Source organism: Comamonas sp. HJ-2 (genome assembly GCF_053615495.1).
This window is the reverse complement of the sequence record NZ_JBSIFD010000014.1, coordinates 50,416-65,080: the sequence shown is the minus strand read 5'-3', so window position 1 is coordinate 65,080 and position 14,665 is coordinate 50,416. Positions and strand designations below refer to the sequence as shown.

Sequence of the window (14,665 nt, the reverse complement as noted above, 5' to 3'; positions counted from 1 at the left end):
CAAGCTCTCCCCGATTCAGGCTGCCAGGTGCAGCATCTGCCTGGCTTCCCTGGGAGTGGCGACTTCACGCCCCACATCGCGCGCATAGCGCGCCAGCTGCTCGATCAACGGAGCGTTGGATGCAACCTTGCTGCCGTCCGGCAGATAGAAGGTGTCTTCCAGACCGCTGCGCAGATGTCCGCCGAGCTCGGCCGTGCGCAGATGGGTGGGCCAGATCTCGCTGCGCCCGATCAGCGTGGTCTGCCAGGGCGCATCTTTGATCTTGAGCCTGAGCAGTATGGGCAGCAGATCGGGATCGGCCGGCATGCCCGACTCCACACCCATCACGAAGTTGTATTCGGGCAGACCTCGGTACATGCCGGTTTCCACATACATGCCCACGCAGCGCACGATGCCCACGTCAAAGCACTCGAACTCGGGCAGCGTGCCGGTCTCGGCCATCACATCGAGAAAGTCCTGCACCTTGGCGGGCTGATTGTCGAACAGCATGGGCGGCCAGGCCCAGCTTCCGTTGCTGCGGGTTTTGAGATAGTTGAGCGAGCCCGCATTGCAGGCCGCCATCTCGGGACGCGTGGCACGCAGACAGTCCAGCGGCCCCTGGTAATCGGGGCCGACCACGCCGGTGGTCTGATTGATGATCAGCTCAGGGCAGGCTGCACGCATGGCATCCACGCAGGCCCTGGCCACTGCCGGATCCCAGCTGGGCAGATGACCCTTGCCCTCCTCCTGGCGCCTGAAGTGGACATGAACCACCGATGCGCCTGCGTCGTAGGCTCGGCGCGCCTCCTGCGCCAGTTGCTCTGGCGTCACGGGCACATGATGCTGATTCGGATCGGTCAGTACCCCGGTAATGGAACAGGTAATAATGGCTTTGTCGGACATATCGCTCCTTGGATAGAAGCTGATAACGCTTCATTCACAAGCGTTTCAGGCTGATTTCGCTCAAATTTCCCGGCAACGGCTGAGGCCGCTGCAACAGCCGCGCTAGATACGCCACTGGCGCGCGGCCAGCTCTTTCATGATTTCCTCGGTGCCGCCGCCAATCGTCAGCACCTTGACTTCGCGGTAGATGCGCTCGCTCAGCGTGCCGCGCATAAAGCCCATGCCACCCAGAATCTGCACCGCCGTATCGGCGCAGAACTGCATGGTCTGGGTGGCGTGGTTCTTGAGCACGCAGACCTCGCCCACCCAATCCGCACCGCTATCGCCGCCATCGGCACGTGCGCAGACGGCGTTGAGCCAGGCTTCGGTGCTGCGCAGGCGCTGCTGCATATCCACCAGCTTGTGGCGTATGACCTGATGCTGATTGAGCGTCACGCCAAAGGTCTGGCGCTGCTGGGCCCAGGCCAGCGCCTCGTCATAGCAGGCCTGAGCAAAGCCCAGTGCACCACAGGCAATGCCCAGGCGCTCGCCGTTGAAGTTCTGCATGATGGCGCGAAAACCCTCGCCCTCGGCGCCGAGCAAATGGCTGGCCGGCACGCGCACGCCATCAAACAACAGGTGGGCCGTGTCCGAGCATTGCCAGCCCATCTTGTGCAACGGGCTGCGTCTCAAACCCTCGCTGCCGCCAGGCACCAGGATCAGGGAGATGCCGGATGCACCTCTTTCCTCGCCCGTACGCACCGCCACCGTGATCCAGTCCGCACGCATGCCCGAAGTGATGAAGGTCTTCTCGCCCTCGATCACATACTCGTGGCCATCGCGCCTGGCCCTGGTACGCAGCGCCGCTACGTCCGATCCGCCGCCTGGCTCGGTAATCGCCAGCGCCGCGATCTTGCGGCCCAAGAGCACATCGGGCACCACCTGCTGCTTGAGCGCATCACTTCCCAGAGCCACCACGGGCGGCAGGCCGATGTTGTGCGACAGCAGACTGGCCAGCACGCCGCCACTGCCGCCGTAGCGGCACAGCGCCAGCCACAGAGCTGCGCGCAGGCTGTGTGTAGCCGCAGTACCACCGAGCTCCTCGGGGTAGCCAATGCCGAGCAGCCCCAGCTCGGCGGCCTGGCGATAGAGCTGGCGCGGGAACTCGCCCGCCTCGTCCCAGGCCGTGACATGGGGGGGCGATTTGCTCGCGCGCAAAGCGACGCACCAGGTCATAGAGCATTTCGCGTTCAGCAGCATCCGTCATGCAGGACCTCCAGACATGGGCGCCAGTTTCAGCAGCACCTGACCCGGCGCCACCTGCTGGCCGGCATTGACCAGCACGGCCTCGACCCGACAGTCGGCCTTCACGCTCAGACTGTGCTCCAGCTTCATGGATTCGATGACCACGACCACATCGCCGGCCTTGAGCGCCTGCCCGGCCACCGCCCCCAGTTGCACCACACGGCCGTTGAACGGCGCGCGCAGTTCTGCAGTCTGGCCCGCTGCTGCCGCATTCTCGGGCGGGGCATAGCTCACATCTTCGAGCCACCAGTCCACGCCGCCGGCCTGCAGATGCCAGCGCGAGCCGCCCTGCCCGGCGGGCAGTTGCACGGCCTGCACGGTTTGGGTCAGGCCCTCACATCTCGCTCGCCAGCCATCGCCCAGCAACTCGTCGACCTGCAGCAGCGCAGGCTCGGCGCCATGCCGCTGCAGCAGCCAGCTTTGTGCGGTCTCGGGCCTCAGGGTCAGCTCCTGTGTCCGGCCCCGGTGCTGCAGCTTGCGCAACTGGGCATAACTGCAAGCCAGCGGCCCCGGCCTTTGGCCCACGGCGCACAGCGCTCCCCAGTGCTGGTGCGCCAGAGCTTCCTTTTCTCGCAGCAACTGCTGCAAGCGTGGCGCATCGCCCGCCAGATAGGAGATCAGAGCCTGGCCGCGCCTGAACACCTCGTCGTTCAAGCATTCAATCAGAAAGGCGCGGTTGGTAGGCAAGCCCAGCACCCTGAGCCGGCCCAGCGCATGAATCAGCCGGTCGATGGCTTGCTCCCGCGTTGGCGCATGGACGATCAGCTTGCCCAGCATGGCGTCGTAATAGGGCGTGACTTCGCTGCCGGTGTGCAATGCGTGGTCAAAGCGCAGCGGCGCGCGGCTGAAGATGGCAGCCTCGGGGGGCGAGAAATGCCGCACCACGCCGGCATGTGGCTGAAAGTTCTCGTCTTCGGCGCACAGCCGCACCTCGATGGCGTGGCCGTCGAGCCGAACCTGCTGCTGCGTCAACGGCAAGGCTTCGCCACGCGCCACGCGAATCTGCCACTCGACCAGATCCAGGCCCGTCAAGGCCTCGGTCACAGGATGCTCGACCTGCAGTCGGGTGTTCATCTCCATCAGATAGAACTGCCGGCCTTCGACCAGAAATTCCACCGTCCCAGCACCCACGTAGCCTGCGGCCTTGGCCAGGGCCACGGCACAGCTGCCCATCTGCTCACGCAGCTCGGCGTTGACGGCCGGACTGGGGGCTTCCTCAATGATCTTCTGGTGGCGACGCTGAACCGAGCAATCGCGCTCCCCCAGGTGAATCACATGGCCATGCCCGTCCGCAAACACCTGCACCTCCACATGGCGCGGATGCATGACGGCACGCTCCACCAGCAAGTCACCGTTGCCGAAGCCAGCCAGAGCCTCCGAACGTGCGCTGTTCAGAGCGGCATGCAGCTGCTTGGCACTCTCCACCAGCCGCATGCCGCGCCCACCCCCGCCAGCCACGGCCTTGACCATGACGGGGTAGCCAATCATGGCGGCTTCGTCGGCAAAGCGCGCGTCACACTGGTCGTCGCCTTCGTAGCCCGGCAGACAGGGCACGCCATGGGCCTTGGCCAGTTGCTTGGCGGCGGCCTTGCTGCCGAGCTGGCGAATCGCCGCCGGCGGCGGGCCAATCCATATCAGGCCCGCTTCCTGGACGGCCTGGGCAAAGCCTGCATCCTCGCTGAGAAAGCCGTAGCCGGGGTGCACGGCATCGGCCCCTGTTGCCTTGGCGGCCGCCAGCAGCTTGTGCATGTCCAGATAGCTCTGTGCCGATGTCAGCCCGCCCAGTGCATAGGCCTGTGTGGACTGTTGCACATGGAGGCTTCCCGCATCCGCATCCGAGTACACCGCCACGGTATCTATGCCCATGCGCCTGGCCGTAGCCATGATGCGCAGCGCAATCTCGCCACGATTGGCAATCAGAATGCGCTTCATGATGTGCCTCCTGCAATGCAGGTCCAGGGAGCGGGCTGCTTGCTGGAAAAGGCCTTGAGCCCCGCCCCTGCCTCAGCGCTGCGCAGTGCACTGGCAAAGGCCTGCGCGCCCTGGTTCAGCGATGCATCCAGACTTTGCCCCCCAATGGCTGCCAGCAGCCTCTTGGTGGCGGCCACCGCCTGCGGTGCGGCCTGGGCGCAGATCTCGAGCTGCTGCTGCAGCTGGCTCTGCCAGTGGACAGCGTCTGTGGCCTGGATCACGGTCTGCACCAGGCCGACCTCCTGCGCCTGACTTGCGGTCCAGCGCTGACCGCCCAGCAGCCATTGGCGCCCAGAACCGTCGCCCAGCCTGCGCAGCACAAACGGCGCAATCTGCGCGGGCACGATGCCCAGCGTCACCTCGGGTGTGGCAAAGACGGCCTGCTGATCCGCCACCACCCAGTCGGCCACGCAGACCAGCCCCACACCGCCGCCCATGGCTGCGCCCTGCACGGCAGCGATCAGCAACTGGGGCAGCTCTGCCAGCTGCTGCAGCAGATGACCAAACTCGCGGTTGACCTGAACCAGCGGGTCCTGCGCGCCCGCAGGCAGCGGCGAGCCTATGCTGCTGGCAAAGCCTCCCAGGCTCCCACCCGCACAGAAATGCCCGCCGTTGCCGAACAGCACTACCACGCGCAGCAGTGAATCCTTCTGCGCTCTGGCGGCGTGATCGCGCAAGGCTTGCACCACCTCATCGGTTAGCGCATTGCGGGTTTGCGGCGAGTTCAGTCGCCACCATTCCACAAAGCCGCTGCCCAAGGGAAGGCGTTCGATTTCAAGCACCTGGGTCATGCGCCGCTCCTCAGTGCGCCTGGCGCTTGATCAGCCCCATGGTCTTGCCGATGATGCCCAGCATGACCTCGTCGGCACCGCCGCCTATCGAGCCCAGACGCCCGTCGCGGTACAGGCGCGAGACGCGGTTGTCCCAGGTAAAGCCCATGCCACCCCAGAACTGCAGACAGGTATCGGCCACTTCACGCGTCAGCCGCCCCGACTTGAGCTTGGCCATGCTGGCCAGTTGCAGCGCATCCTGGCCCGCCATATATATCTGAGCGGCACGATAGGTCAGTGCTCGCAGCGCCTCGACTTCGGTCTGCAGCTCGGCCAGCTTGAACTGCACCCATTGCTGATCGATCAGGGTGCTGCCGAACATCTGCCGCTGCTGTGCCCACTCGATGGTCTGCTGAATGCAGTCCTCCATGGCGAGCAGGCCGCTGGCCGAGGCCCAGAGTCGCTCCTCCTGAAACTGCTGCATCTGATAGATGAAGCCCTGCCCCTCCTGCCCAACCAGATAGCGCTGCGGCACGCGCACCTCGTCAAAGAACAGCAGGCCCGTGTCCGAGGAGTTCATGCCGATCTTGCGCAGCTTCTGCGCCACTTCCACGCCTCTGGTCAGCTTGCCGCGCGGGCCCTCCCGCAGCGGCACCATGATGAGACTTTTGTTCTTGTGCACCGGTCCATCGCCGGTGTTGACCAGCATGCACATCCAGTCCGCCTGAATGCTGTTGGTGATCCACATCTTCTGGCCGCTGATGATGTAGTCATCGCCATCCTTGCGGGCATGGCTTTTGATACCCGACACATCGCTGCCCGCACCGGGCTCGCTCACGCCTATGCAGCCCACCATATCGCCCGCGATGGCGGGCGCCAGAAACTGATCGCGCAAGGCATCGCTGCCAAAGCGTGCCAGTGCGGGCGTGCACATATCGGTCTGCACGCCAATGGCCATGGGCACGCCGCCGCAGCGGATATGGCCCAGAGTCTCGGCCATCATCAGGCTGTAAGAGTAATCCAGCCCCGAGCCGCCATAGGCTTCTGGCTTGGTCAGGCCCAGCAGGCCCAGATCGCCCAGCCCCTTGAACACCTGGTGCGCCGGGAAGATCTCCTCCTGCTCCCATTCATCGACATGAGGATTGATCTTCTCGTCGATATAGCGCTTGAGGGTCTTGCGCACTTCCAGATGTTCATGGGTCCATTGCATGGCTTGTCTCCGTCGAGTCCTGTTTGGAAGAAAAGGGAAAAGGTGCGGCACTACATGCGCGCGACCCCGAACTGCACGGGGCGCACCGTGCGCTGCTGCGCTTCGTGCAAGGTCTGCAGGCAGAACGAGAGCACTTCGCGGGTGTCGCGCGGGTCGATCACGCCGTCATCCAGCAACAGCCCGCTGGTCACCAGCGCATCGGCCTGGGCCTCGAACATGGCCACGATCTGGTCGTACTGCTTTTGCATCAGCTCGGCATCGACGGGCAAGCCCTTGCGTGCCATGGCGGCCTCGGTGACCTGACGCATGGTGCTGGCGGCCTGCTCGCCGCCCATCACCGCCGTCTTGGCGCCGGGCCAGCTGAAAAGAAAGCGCGGCGCATAGCCGCGGCCGCACATTCCGTAGTTGCCCGCACCGAAGCTGGCCCCGCACTGGATGGTGATCTGCGGCACGGTGGCATTGGTCACGGCCTGGATCATCTTGCTGCCGTGCTTGATCATGCCGGCCTGCTCGCTGTCCTTGCCCACCATATAGCCCGTGGTGTTCTGCAGATAGATGATGGGATGACCGAGCTGGCACATCCATTGGATGAAATGCGCAGCCTTGTTGGCACCAGCCACATCGATGGGACCGTTGTTGGAGATCAGGCCCACGGCATGGCCCCCGATATGCGCCTGCGCACACAGCGTGGCCGCACCGTAGCCGGACTTGAACAGCAGCAGCTCGGAACCATCGACCAGCCGCGCCATGACTTCATGCATATCCACTGGCTCGCGATGGTGTGCCGGCATCAGCCCCAAGAGCTCATCGGCCTGGTAAAGCGGCTCGACGATTCCTGAACCAATAGCCTCCCGTTTGGATATATCAAGCGCTTCAGACCTTTTCCACTGGGACAGCTGAGACACCACGGCGCGTGCCATGCCCAGGGCTTGGCGGTCGTCCTCCGCGAGATACTCGCCCAGCCCCGAGACACTGGTGTGCATCTCGGCACCACCCAGCTCTTCCTCGGTCGCAATTTCACCGGTCGCCGCCCTGAGCAAGGGCGGTCCAGCCAGAAAGGCACGCGAGCGACCGCGCACCATGATGACCACATCCGACAACCCCGGCATATAGGCACCGCCAGCCGTGCCCGAGCCATGCTGCACGGTGATGACAGGCAAACCTGCGGCCGACAACCGCGCCAGGTTGCGAAACAAGGCACCGCCCATCACAAAGCCCTCGACGCGGTAGCGCATGAGATTGGCGCCTGCACTCTCCACCAAATGAATAAAGGGCAGCTTGTTCTGCAGCGCGATCTCCTGCACGCGCAGCATCTTGTCCAGGCCTTTTTCCTGGATGGCTCCCGCCTCGATGCCCGAGTCGCTGGCCACGACCATGCAGCGCACGCCGCTGACAAAGCCGATGCCCGCCAACATGCCGCCTCCTGGCACGGATTTTTCAGGGTCTGCCCTGTCCTGCAGATAGCCTGCCAGTGAGCACAGCGGCAACCAGGGGGTACCCGGGTCCAGCAGCAAGGCCACTCTTTCGCGCGGCAGCAACTGGCCGCGCTTTTCAAACTGCGACTTGGCCCGCTGCGATGCCTGGGCCGCCCGCTGCTCCAGCTCACGCAGCGCGGCGATGCGCGCCAGCGTGGCGGCCCGGCGCTGCTGCGCCTGCTCGCCGGCTGCATTCCATTGCGATGCAAAGACGCTCATGACTGAAACACCTTGGGAGTCTGGTAGAGAGAAAAGCCGTCAAATGCACGCACTGCGCCGCGTTGCTGCACCTCGGCACTGGCGGCCACCGGCCCCATGCCCATGCGCACCTGGGGACGGGCGCCATCGACGCGCAGCACCGTGCCGCTGATGAAACTGGCTGCGGGACTGAGCAAAAACACGATGGAGGCGGAAACCTCGGCCTCGTTGCCAAAGCGCCCCGCCGGCACGGTAGCGGGCATCTTGCGCAGCATGGCTGCCGCTTCGGGTGGGTAATGATCCATGCCGCTGGAGGCGATGTAGCCGGGTGCGATGGCATTCACACGCACGCCATGGGGCGCCCATTCCGCAGCAGCCGTCTCTGTCAAGCTGACCATGCCTGCTCGCGCCGCGCCGCTGTGCCCCATGCCTGGCATGGAGCCCCACATATCGGCCACCATGTTGACGATGGAGCCACCATGCTCTGCCATGTGTTGCACAAAGCATTCGCGCGCCATGAGGAAGCCGCCTGTGAGATTGGTGTCCAGCACGGCCTGCCAGCCCTTGGCTCCGATGCTGGCCAGGGGCGCGATGTACTGCCCACCCGCGTTATTGACCAGGGCGTCGATGCGCCCGTGGCGGGCCAGAACCTCGGTCACCAGCGCTTTGACGGCAGCCTCATCCCGTATATCCGCGCTGTGCCGGCTGACTCTATCTTCCGATACTCCGGCCTGCTGCAACTCGGCTTGAACAGCAGCCAGCTTGTCCTGATTGCGTCCCACCAAGGCAACTGTGGCGCCCAGGGATGCCAGCTCGTGCGCAACGCAGCGGCCGATGCCCGAGCCGCTACCGGTCACCACAACCACCTGCCCCGCAAACAATGCGGCACGGAATACGGATCGGTACATCAGCGCTCTCCAATGAATAAGGCCAGGGCTTGCTCGGTCAACTCATCCAGCGTCAGCCCGCGGCCCTCGGCAAACCATTGAGCCGTCCAGTTCAACGCACCGAAGATCAACAGGCGCGCAATCTCGGGACTGGCCTTGAGCTTTCCCGTGTGATGCAGCGCCTGCAGTGCAGGCATCCACTGCGCCTCGTATTCGTCTTTTTGCGCCCCCACATCCAAACGCTGCTCCTCGCTGAGCAGCCGCCATTCGTAAAGCATGACGGGGATGAAGTCGCTCTCGGGGCCGACCATGATCTGCAGGTGATTGCGCACCAGGGCCCTCAGGCGCTGCACACCGCTGGCACGCGCCGTCAACCCATCGAGCGCAGCGGCCTGACTCGCGGCAGCCTGCGCCATTCCGTCACGCATGACCGCATGCAGGATGGCCTCCTTGCTCTCGAAAAAATAGAACAGGGAGCCTGGCTGCATGCCTGCGGCTGCGGCGATGTCGCGTGTGCTGGTGCCGTGAAATCCGCGCTGTCTGAACAGTTGCGCCGCGACCTTCACCAGCTCGCCACGACGCATGCTTTCATTGCGCTCATCGGCCGATTTGGGTGGCCTGCCGCGACCGCGCTTTTTTGCTATGACTGCTTCATGACTTGTTTGCATGAGACGCAGCATATCGGCCTTTGCTATTTTTACCAATCATTTGCTTTGTAAAAATAACTAGGGCTTGTACGCAAGGGTTTTCAAGCAATCAGCTCTCAACCGGCCTGGCACGGTAAAGGCCTGGCGAGCTGCCCGTCCAGCCCTTGAAGGCACGCTGAAACGCCGCTGCGTCGGCAAACCCCAGGTCTGCCGCCAGCTCCGTAAAACTGACTTTGCTGGTTCCCAATCGGGAGACCGCGATATCCCGGCGTAGCTCATCCTTGATGGCCTGAAAGGAGGTGCCCGCAGCCGCCAGCTTGCGCTGCAGCGTAGGGGCCGACATGTTCAGCTCGGCGGCCGTGGCTTCCAGCCCCGCCCACTGCGGACGCGACTGCAGCAAATGGGCATGCACACGGGCATCCACACCTTCTCCCGTACGCGGCGGCATGATGGCTGCCGCCGGCCAGCTGGCCACAAAGGTCTGCAGTGCCTGCTCGTCGCGACTGCAGACACGGGCGAGCTTGCGCGCATCAAACCAGAATGCCGAAAACGGCAGACCGAAATGCAAGGGCGCCGGAAAGGTATCGCCGTAGTCGTTGGCGTAATCAGGCTGGCCGAAGGCAAAGTCAAAGTGCTGCACCTTGAGCGTTCCGCCCATCAGCCAGGCAGTAAGCCGCCACAGCACGCGCAGGGAAAACTCATAGAGGAAATTGGGCAAGGGCTCATCGCCCACAGGGCGCAGCACAATGCCCGCCAGCGCTCCATCACGCACCAGTTGCACATCCACCTGATCCTGCAGCAGCACATGGGCCTGGCACATGCGCTGCAACGCGGTCTCCATTCCATGCCCTGACAGGGCCTGACGCGCAATCAGCTCCAGGCTGCCGCGCTTGAGCGGTCTGGAGAACTGGCACATGGCCTCATCCCCCAGCATCTCCACCACTCGCCACATCAGCGCCACATACTGGTCTGCCGTGACTCTGGCGCCGTCCTGCGCCAGCAGCAAAGGGGCTATGCCGGCACGCAGCAGCAGCTCCTCGCAGTCATGGCCGCGTCTTCTCACCCCGGCAGCAATACCCCGCACCAGCGCCATGGAGATCGTGAAAGGAATGATGGAAGCAGCAGCCATGAACAGATCACATTGAGGTCTTTTGACATACGAAAGATGCGCTCGGCAATGGGTTTGCGCATCGGTAATTCCTACGATGGCTCTCATTGCCCAACACCTGTTTGCCACTTTCCCAAGGAGCCCCCATGAGTCGCAATGTGTTTGTTGCCGGCGTAGGCATGATTCCATTTGCCAAGCCCGGAAAGAGTGATCCCTACTTCCAGATGGGCTCCAGCGCCACGTCCCTGGCGCTGGCAGATGCAGGCCTCGCGTATGACGCAGTGCAGCAAGCCTATGTGGGCTATGTTTACGGTGACTCCACCGCCGGGCAGAGAGCGCTGTATGAGGTGGGCATGTCCGGCATTCCCATCATCAATGTCAACAACAACTGCTCCACCGGCTCCACCGCACTGTTCCTAGCACGTCAAGCCGTGGCCAGCGGCGCTGCCGACTGTGTGCTGGCCCTGGGGTTCGAGCAGATGACCCCTGGCGCACTGGGCTCGGTCTTTAGCGACCGGCCCAGCCCCTTTGACCGATTCGAAGCGGAAACCGATGCCCTGGTCGGCGATAACGGCGTGCCACTGGCCCTGCGCTACTTCGGCGGAGCAGGCAAGGCGCATATGGACCAGTACGGCACGCAGCTTTCCACCTTTGCCAAGATCCGCGCCAAGGCCAGCCGCCATGCAGCGCGCAATCCCCTGGCCCTGTTCCGCACCGAGGTGTCAGAGGAGGAGGTCATGGCCTCTCCCGTGATGTGGCCGGGCGTCATGACCCGGCTCATGGCCTGCCCACCGACCTGCGGCGCGGCGGCGGCCCTGCTGGTGTCGGAAGCCTATGCGCTCAAGCATGGCCTGGACCACAGCGTGCGCATCCGCGCCCAATCCATGACCACGGACAGTCCCAGAACCTTCGAGGCCCACGACATGCGCGAAGTGGTGGGCTTCAGCATGGCACAGGACGCTGCGCGCCAGGTCTATGAACAGGCCGGCATCAGCCCCCAGGACGTGGACGTAGTGGAGCTGCATGACTGCTTTGCACAGAACGAATTGCTGACCTACGAGGCCCTGGGCCTGTGCCCTGTGGGCAGCGCGGAAAAGTTTGTCTGTGACGGCGACAACACCTATGGCGGCAAGTTTGTGACCAATCCCTCGGGCGGCCTGCTGTCCAAGGGCCACCCGCTGGGCGCCACCGGCCTTGCCCAGTGCACGGAGCTGGTGCAGCAACTGCGCGGCCGCGCCGATCAGCGCCAAGTTGCCAATGCCCGCCTGGCGCTGCAGCACAACCTCGGCCTCGGTGGCGCCTGCGTGGTCACCCTCTACGAGCGCGTTTGAAGGAGCTGCCAATGATTGACACCCAATGGATAGGGCATGCCCTGCCCTCTTCCGAGCTCAGCCTGGACCGCAGCCGCCTGCGCTTCTTTGCCAAGGCCATCGGTGAAAACAACGCCATCTATACCGACCTGGAAGCCGCCCGCGCAGCGGGCTACCCGGACCTGCCCGCGCCCCCCACCTTTTTGTTTGCGGCGGAGATGGACAGCGGCGCGTCCGACCTGCTCCTGCAAACCCTGAACATCCCGATCGCCAAGATCCTGCATGGCGAGCAGAGCTTTTGCTATCACCGGAGCGCCTGCGCCGGAGACCGCATCACAGTGCAGTCCAGGATCGATGACGTCTACAGCAAGAAGAACGGCGCACTGGAATTTGTCGTGAAGTCATCGCGCGCTGTCAATCAGAACAACGAGTTGGTGGCCGAGATGCGCTCCGTCATCGTGGTTCGCAACTAGAAAGGACCGGCAATGAACACCCCCCGCTACGACGAGGTCCAGGTTGGAGATGCACTGCTGGCCCTCGAACTGTCCCCGATCAGCCGCACCACGCTGGCCTTGTTTGCCGGAGCCTCGGGCGACCACAACCCGATTCATATCGACACCGACTTTGCGCGCAAGGCCGGCATGCCCGATGTGTTTGCCCACGGCATGCTGGGCATGGCCTGGCTGGGGCGGCTGCTGACCAACTGGGCGCCGCAATCCAGGCTGCGCCGCTTCGACGTGCGCTTTCAGGGCATTACCCATCTGGCCAATGCGATCTCGTGCACGGGCCGCGTTATGGAAAAACGAGATGCGGACCGCAGCGTCCGCGTCGAGGTGCAAAGCACCAACCAGCATGGCCAGACCAAGATCGCGGGCGATGCCTGGATCAGCCTGCCCTGAGAACGTATTGATTCGCCCAAGGAGACAGCAATGACAGGAAAACTCGACGGCAAGGTAGCCCTGGTTTCAGGATCGGGCCGCGGCATAGGCCGCAGCATCGCCCTCAAGCTGGCCAGCGAAGGCGCACGCCTGGTCATCAACGACCTCGATGCCGAACCCGCCAATGAGACCCTGGCCCTGATACGCGAGATGGGCGGCGAGGCCGTTGCCTGCGTGGGCAATGTCACCCACACCGACTTTGCCGAGCGCTTTGTTGGCGCCGCCGTCCAGCAATACCAGGGACTGGACATCATCGTCAACAACGCCGGCTACACCTGGGACAACGTCATCCAGAAGATGAGCGACGAGCAGTGGTACGCCATTCTCGACTGCCATCTGACGGCACCGTTTCGCATACTGCGTGCGGCCCAGCCTGTTATCAGGACCTTATCCAAGACCGAGCTGGAAGCTGGCCAGCGCGTCATGCGCAAGGTGGTCAATATCTCATCGGTAGCGGGCCTGTTCGGCAATGCGGGCCAGACCAACTACTCCGTGGCCAAGGCCGGAATCACGGGCATGACCATGACGCTGGCCAAAGAGTGGGGACGCATGAACGTCAATGTGAACTGCGTGGCATTCGGACTCATCAAGACCAGGCTGACCAACTCCGCCGCCAATGGCGAGACGGCCCGCATCGAAGGCCGCGACATCAAGGTAGGCGTGAACCCCGGCCTGATGGCAGCCATGGAACAGACGATTCCCCTGGGTCGCGCCGGCACGCCCGACGAAGCGGCGGGTGCGGTCTACCTCTTTTGCCAACCCGAGTCGGACTACATCAGCGGCCAGACCTTGATGTGTACCGGCGGCCTGACGGGGGTCTGAACATGCTGCTGCCCAAACCCTTTCAACATGCCTGGATGAATGCAGATATCGATGCTTTCAGAGAGCAGGTAAGCCGCTACATAGAGCGCGAACTGGCACCCCATGTACCCGCCTGGCGCGCCCAGGGTTACGTGCCGCGCGAGATCTGGCGCGGCTTTGGCACATATGGCTTTCTGCTGCCCGAGATGGACGAGCAATGGGGTGGCGGTGGCGGCAATCTGGCCTATCAGTTGGTGGTGCAGGAAGAGCTGACCAAGGCCGAGGTACATGCCATCACCAGCGTGCACACCATCGCCTCGCACTACCTGCTGGCCTATGGAACCGAGGAACAAAAGCAGCGCTGGTTGCCCAGGCTTTGCAGCGGCGAATTGCTGGCCGGCATCGCCATGACCGAACCCAGCGTGGGCTCCGACCTCAAGGCCATGCGTACACGGGCCCAGCGCGATGGCGAGCACTACGTCATCAATGGCTCCAAGACCTTCATCACCAATGGCTACACGGCCAATTTGCTGGTGGTGGCCGTGCGCACCGGAGATGCCGGAAGCGGCGGCGTATCGCTGGTGGTGCTGGAGACGGAAAACCTGCCTGGCTTTCGCGTGGGCCGCAGGCTAGGCAAGATCGGTCAGCATATTTCGGACACTGCCGAGCTGTTCTTTGAAGACCTGCGCATACCCGTCAGCCACCTGCTGGGAGGCACCGAGGGGCAAGGCTTCAAGCAGCTGATGAGCCAATTGCCCTATGAACGCATGCTACTGGGGGTCAGCGCCGCTGCAGCCATCGAGATGGCTGTTGCACTGACCGTGGACTACACCCAGCAACGCAAGGCATTCGGCCAGACGATTGCAGATTTCCAGAACACGCGCTTCAAGCTGGCCGAATGCGCCACCACGGCCCATGTGGTGCGCAGCTTTGTCAACGACTGCATACAGCGCCTGCTCGACGGCACTCTGGATAACGAGGCCGCCTATATGGCCAAGTGGTGGTGCAGCGAGCAGCAGTGCAAGGTGATGGATGAATGCCTGCAGCTGTTCGGCGGCTACGGCTATATGGAGGAATACCCCATCGCGCGCCTGTGCACCGATGCCCGGATCCAGAAGATCTACGGCGGCGCTAACGAAATCATGAAGGACCTGATCGCCAGACGCCTTTTCGCCCAATAGCCT

General features: G+C 63.5%; 13 protein-coding genes and 1 pseudogene. 5 read left to right on the top strand and 9 right to left on the bottom strand.

What is annotated here, in order from left to right:
* Positions 1 to 15: 15 nt before the first annotated feature.
* From ACWGXF_RS13125 to ACWGXF_RS13085, 9 genes and pseudogenes are all read right to left on the bottom strand, one after another.
* Positions 16 to 882, bottom strand: a complete 867-nt coding sequence (locus ACWGXF_RS13125) for a BKACE family enzyme (protein ID WP_012837857.1) — start codon at positions 880 to 882, stop codon at positions 16 to 18.
* A gap of 102 nt (positions 883 to 984) precedes the next feature.
* Positions 985 to 2,128, bottom strand: a pseudogene (locus ACWGXF_RS13120) (acyl-CoA dehydrogenase family protein).
* Complete coding sequence (locus ACWGXF_RS13115; protein WP_054073965.1) at positions 2,125 to 4,098, bottom strand: acetyl/propionyl/methylcrotonyl-CoA carboxylase subunit alpha; 1,974 nt, start codon at positions 4,096 to 4,098, stop codon at positions 2,125 to 2,127. The pseudogene ACWGXF_RS13120 and the gene ACWGXF_RS13115 overlap by 4 nt, the downstream one beginning before the upstream one ends.
* A complete protein-coding gene (locus ACWGXF_RS13110) occupies positions 4,095 to 4,928 on the bottom strand; it encodes an enoyl-CoA hydratase/isomerase family protein (protein ID WP_256630221.1) in 834 nt (277 codons plus the stop codon). The genes ACWGXF_RS13115 and ACWGXF_RS13110 overlap by 4 nt, the downstream gene beginning before the upstream one ends.
* Before the next feature lie 10 nt (positions 4,929 to 4,938).
* Positions 4,939 to 6,117, bottom strand: coding sequence for an acyl-CoA dehydrogenase family protein (locus ACWGXF_RS13105; protein WP_039048447.1), 1,179 nt, complete (start codon positions 6,115 to 6,117; stop codon positions 4,939 to 4,941).
* Positions 6,118 to 6,167: 50 nt separating this feature from the next.
* Positions 6,168 to 7,811 carry an acyl-CoA carboxylase subunit beta gene (locus ACWGXF_RS13100; RefSeq protein ID WP_256630220.1) on the bottom strand — a complete coding sequence of 548 codons (1,644 nt, stop codon included), beginning with the start codon at positions 7,809 to 7,811 and terminating at the stop codon, positions 6,168 to 6,170.
* Positions 7,808 to 8,698 (bottom strand): SDR family oxidoreductase, encoded by an 891-nt coding sequence (locus ACWGXF_RS13095; RefSeq protein ID WP_012837851.1) that lies wholly within the window; start codon positions 8,696 to 8,698, stop codon positions 7,808 to 7,810. The genes ACWGXF_RS13100 and ACWGXF_RS13095 overlap by 4 nt, the downstream gene beginning before the upstream one ends.
* On the bottom strand, positions 8,698 to 9,345 hold the full coding sequence (locus tag ACWGXF_RS13090; protein WP_256630219.1) for a TetR/AcrR family transcriptional regulator: 648 nt from the start codon (positions 9,343 to 9,345) through the stop codon (positions 8,698 to 8,700). The genes ACWGXF_RS13095 and ACWGXF_RS13090 overlap by 1 nt, the downstream gene beginning before the upstream one ends.
* A gap of 88 nt (positions 9,346 to 9,433) precedes the next feature.
* Positions 9,434 to 10,453, bottom strand: a complete 1,020-nt coding sequence (locus ACWGXF_RS13085) for an AraC family transcriptional regulator (RefSeq protein ID WP_012837849.1) — start codon at positions 10,451 to 10,453, stop codon at positions 9,434 to 9,436.
* 125 nt (positions 10,454 to 10,578) lie between these two features.
* On the opposite strand from ACWGXF_RS13085, the gene ACWGXF_RS13080 reads away from it, so the two are divergent.
* The 5 genes from ACWGXF_RS13080 to ACWGXF_RS13060 are packed head-to-tail and all read left to right on the top strand — an operon-like array spanning position 10,579 to position 14,662.
* Entirely contained in the window at positions 10,579 to 11,763 is a 1,185-nt protein-coding gene (locus ACWGXF_RS13080) for a lipid-transfer protein (RefSeq protein WP_256630218.1), read from the top strand.
* An 11-nt stretch (positions 11,764 to 11,774) separates the two neighbouring features.
* Positions 11,775 to 12,215 (top strand): MaoC family dehydratase N-terminal domain-containing protein, encoded by a 441-nt coding sequence (locus tag ACWGXF_RS13075; protein WP_256630217.1) that lies wholly within the window; start codon positions 11,775 to 11,777, stop codon positions 12,213 to 12,215.
* Between the two features lie 12 nt (positions 12,216 to 12,227).
* Positions 12,228 to 12,641, top strand: coding sequence for a MaoC family dehydratase (locus tag ACWGXF_RS13070; RefSeq protein ID WP_256630216.1), 414 nt, complete (start codon positions 12,228 to 12,230; stop codon positions 12,639 to 12,641).
* A 30-nt stretch (positions 12,642 to 12,671) separates the two neighbouring features.
* A complete protein-coding gene (locus ACWGXF_RS13065; protein WP_256630215.1) occupies positions 12,672 to 13,502 on the top strand; it encodes an SDR family NAD(P)-dependent oxidoreductase in 831 nt (276 codons plus the stop codon).
* Between the two features lie 2 nt (positions 13,503 to 13,504).
* Positions 13,505 to 14,662, top strand: coding sequence for an acyl-CoA dehydrogenase family protein (locus tag ACWGXF_RS13060; RefSeq protein WP_452102010.1), 1,158 nt, complete (start codon positions 13,505 to 13,507; stop codon positions 14,660 to 14,662).
* Positions 14,663 to 14,665: the final 3 nt, after the last annotated feature.

Coding starts and splice junctions, on each gene's coding strand:
- ACWGXF_RS13090 (WP_256630219.1), bottom strand. CDS start 9,345: ATGCAAACAAGTCATGAAGCAGTCATAGCAAAAAAGCGCGGTCGCGGC.
- ACWGXF_RS13070 (WP_256630216.1), top strand. CDS start 12,228: ATGAACACCCCCCGCTACGACGAGGTCCAGGTTGGAGATGCACTGCTG.
- ACWGXF_RS13075 (WP_256630217.1), top strand. CDS start 11,775: ATGATTGACACCCAATGGATAGGGCATGCCCTGCCCTCTTCCGAGCTC.
- ACWGXF_RS13115 (WP_054073965.1), bottom strand. CDS start 4,098: ATGAAGCGCATTCTGATTGCCAATCGTGGCGAGATTGCGCTGCGCATC.
- ACWGXF_RS13110 (WP_256630221.1), bottom strand. CDS start 4,928: ATGACCCAGGTGCTTGAAATCGAACGCCTTCCCTTGGGCAGCGGCTTT.
- ACWGXF_RS13080 (WP_256630218.1), top strand. CDS start 10,579: ATGAGTCGCAATGTGTTTGTTGCCGGCGTAGGCATGATTCCATTTGCC.
- ACWGXF_RS13125 (WP_012837857.1), bottom strand. CDS start 882: ATGTCCGACAAAGCCATTATTACCTGTTCCATTACCGGGGTACTGACC.
- ACWGXF_RS13065 (WP_256630215.1), top strand. CDS start 12,672: ATGACAGGAAAACTCGACGGCAAGGTAGCCCTGGTTTCAGGATCGGGC.
- ACWGXF_RS13105 (WP_039048447.1), bottom strand. CDS start 6,117: ATGCAATGGACCCATGAACATCTGGAAGTGCGCAAGACCCTCAAGCGC.
- ACWGXF_RS13100 (WP_256630220.1), bottom strand. CDS start 7,811: ATGAGCGTCTTTGCATCGCAATGGAATGCAGCCGGCGAGCAGGCGCAG.
- ACWGXF_RS13095 (WP_012837851.1), bottom strand. CDS start 8,698: ATGTACCGATCCGTATTCCGTGCCGCATTGTTTGCGGGGCAGGTGGTT.
- ACWGXF_RS13085 (WP_012837849.1), bottom strand. CDS start 10,453: ATGGCTGCTGCTTCCATCATTCCTTTCACGATCTCCATGGCGCTGGTG.
- ACWGXF_RS13060 (WP_452102010.1), top strand. CDS start 13,505: ATGCTGCTGCCCAAACCCTTTCAACATGCCTGGATGAATGCAGATATC.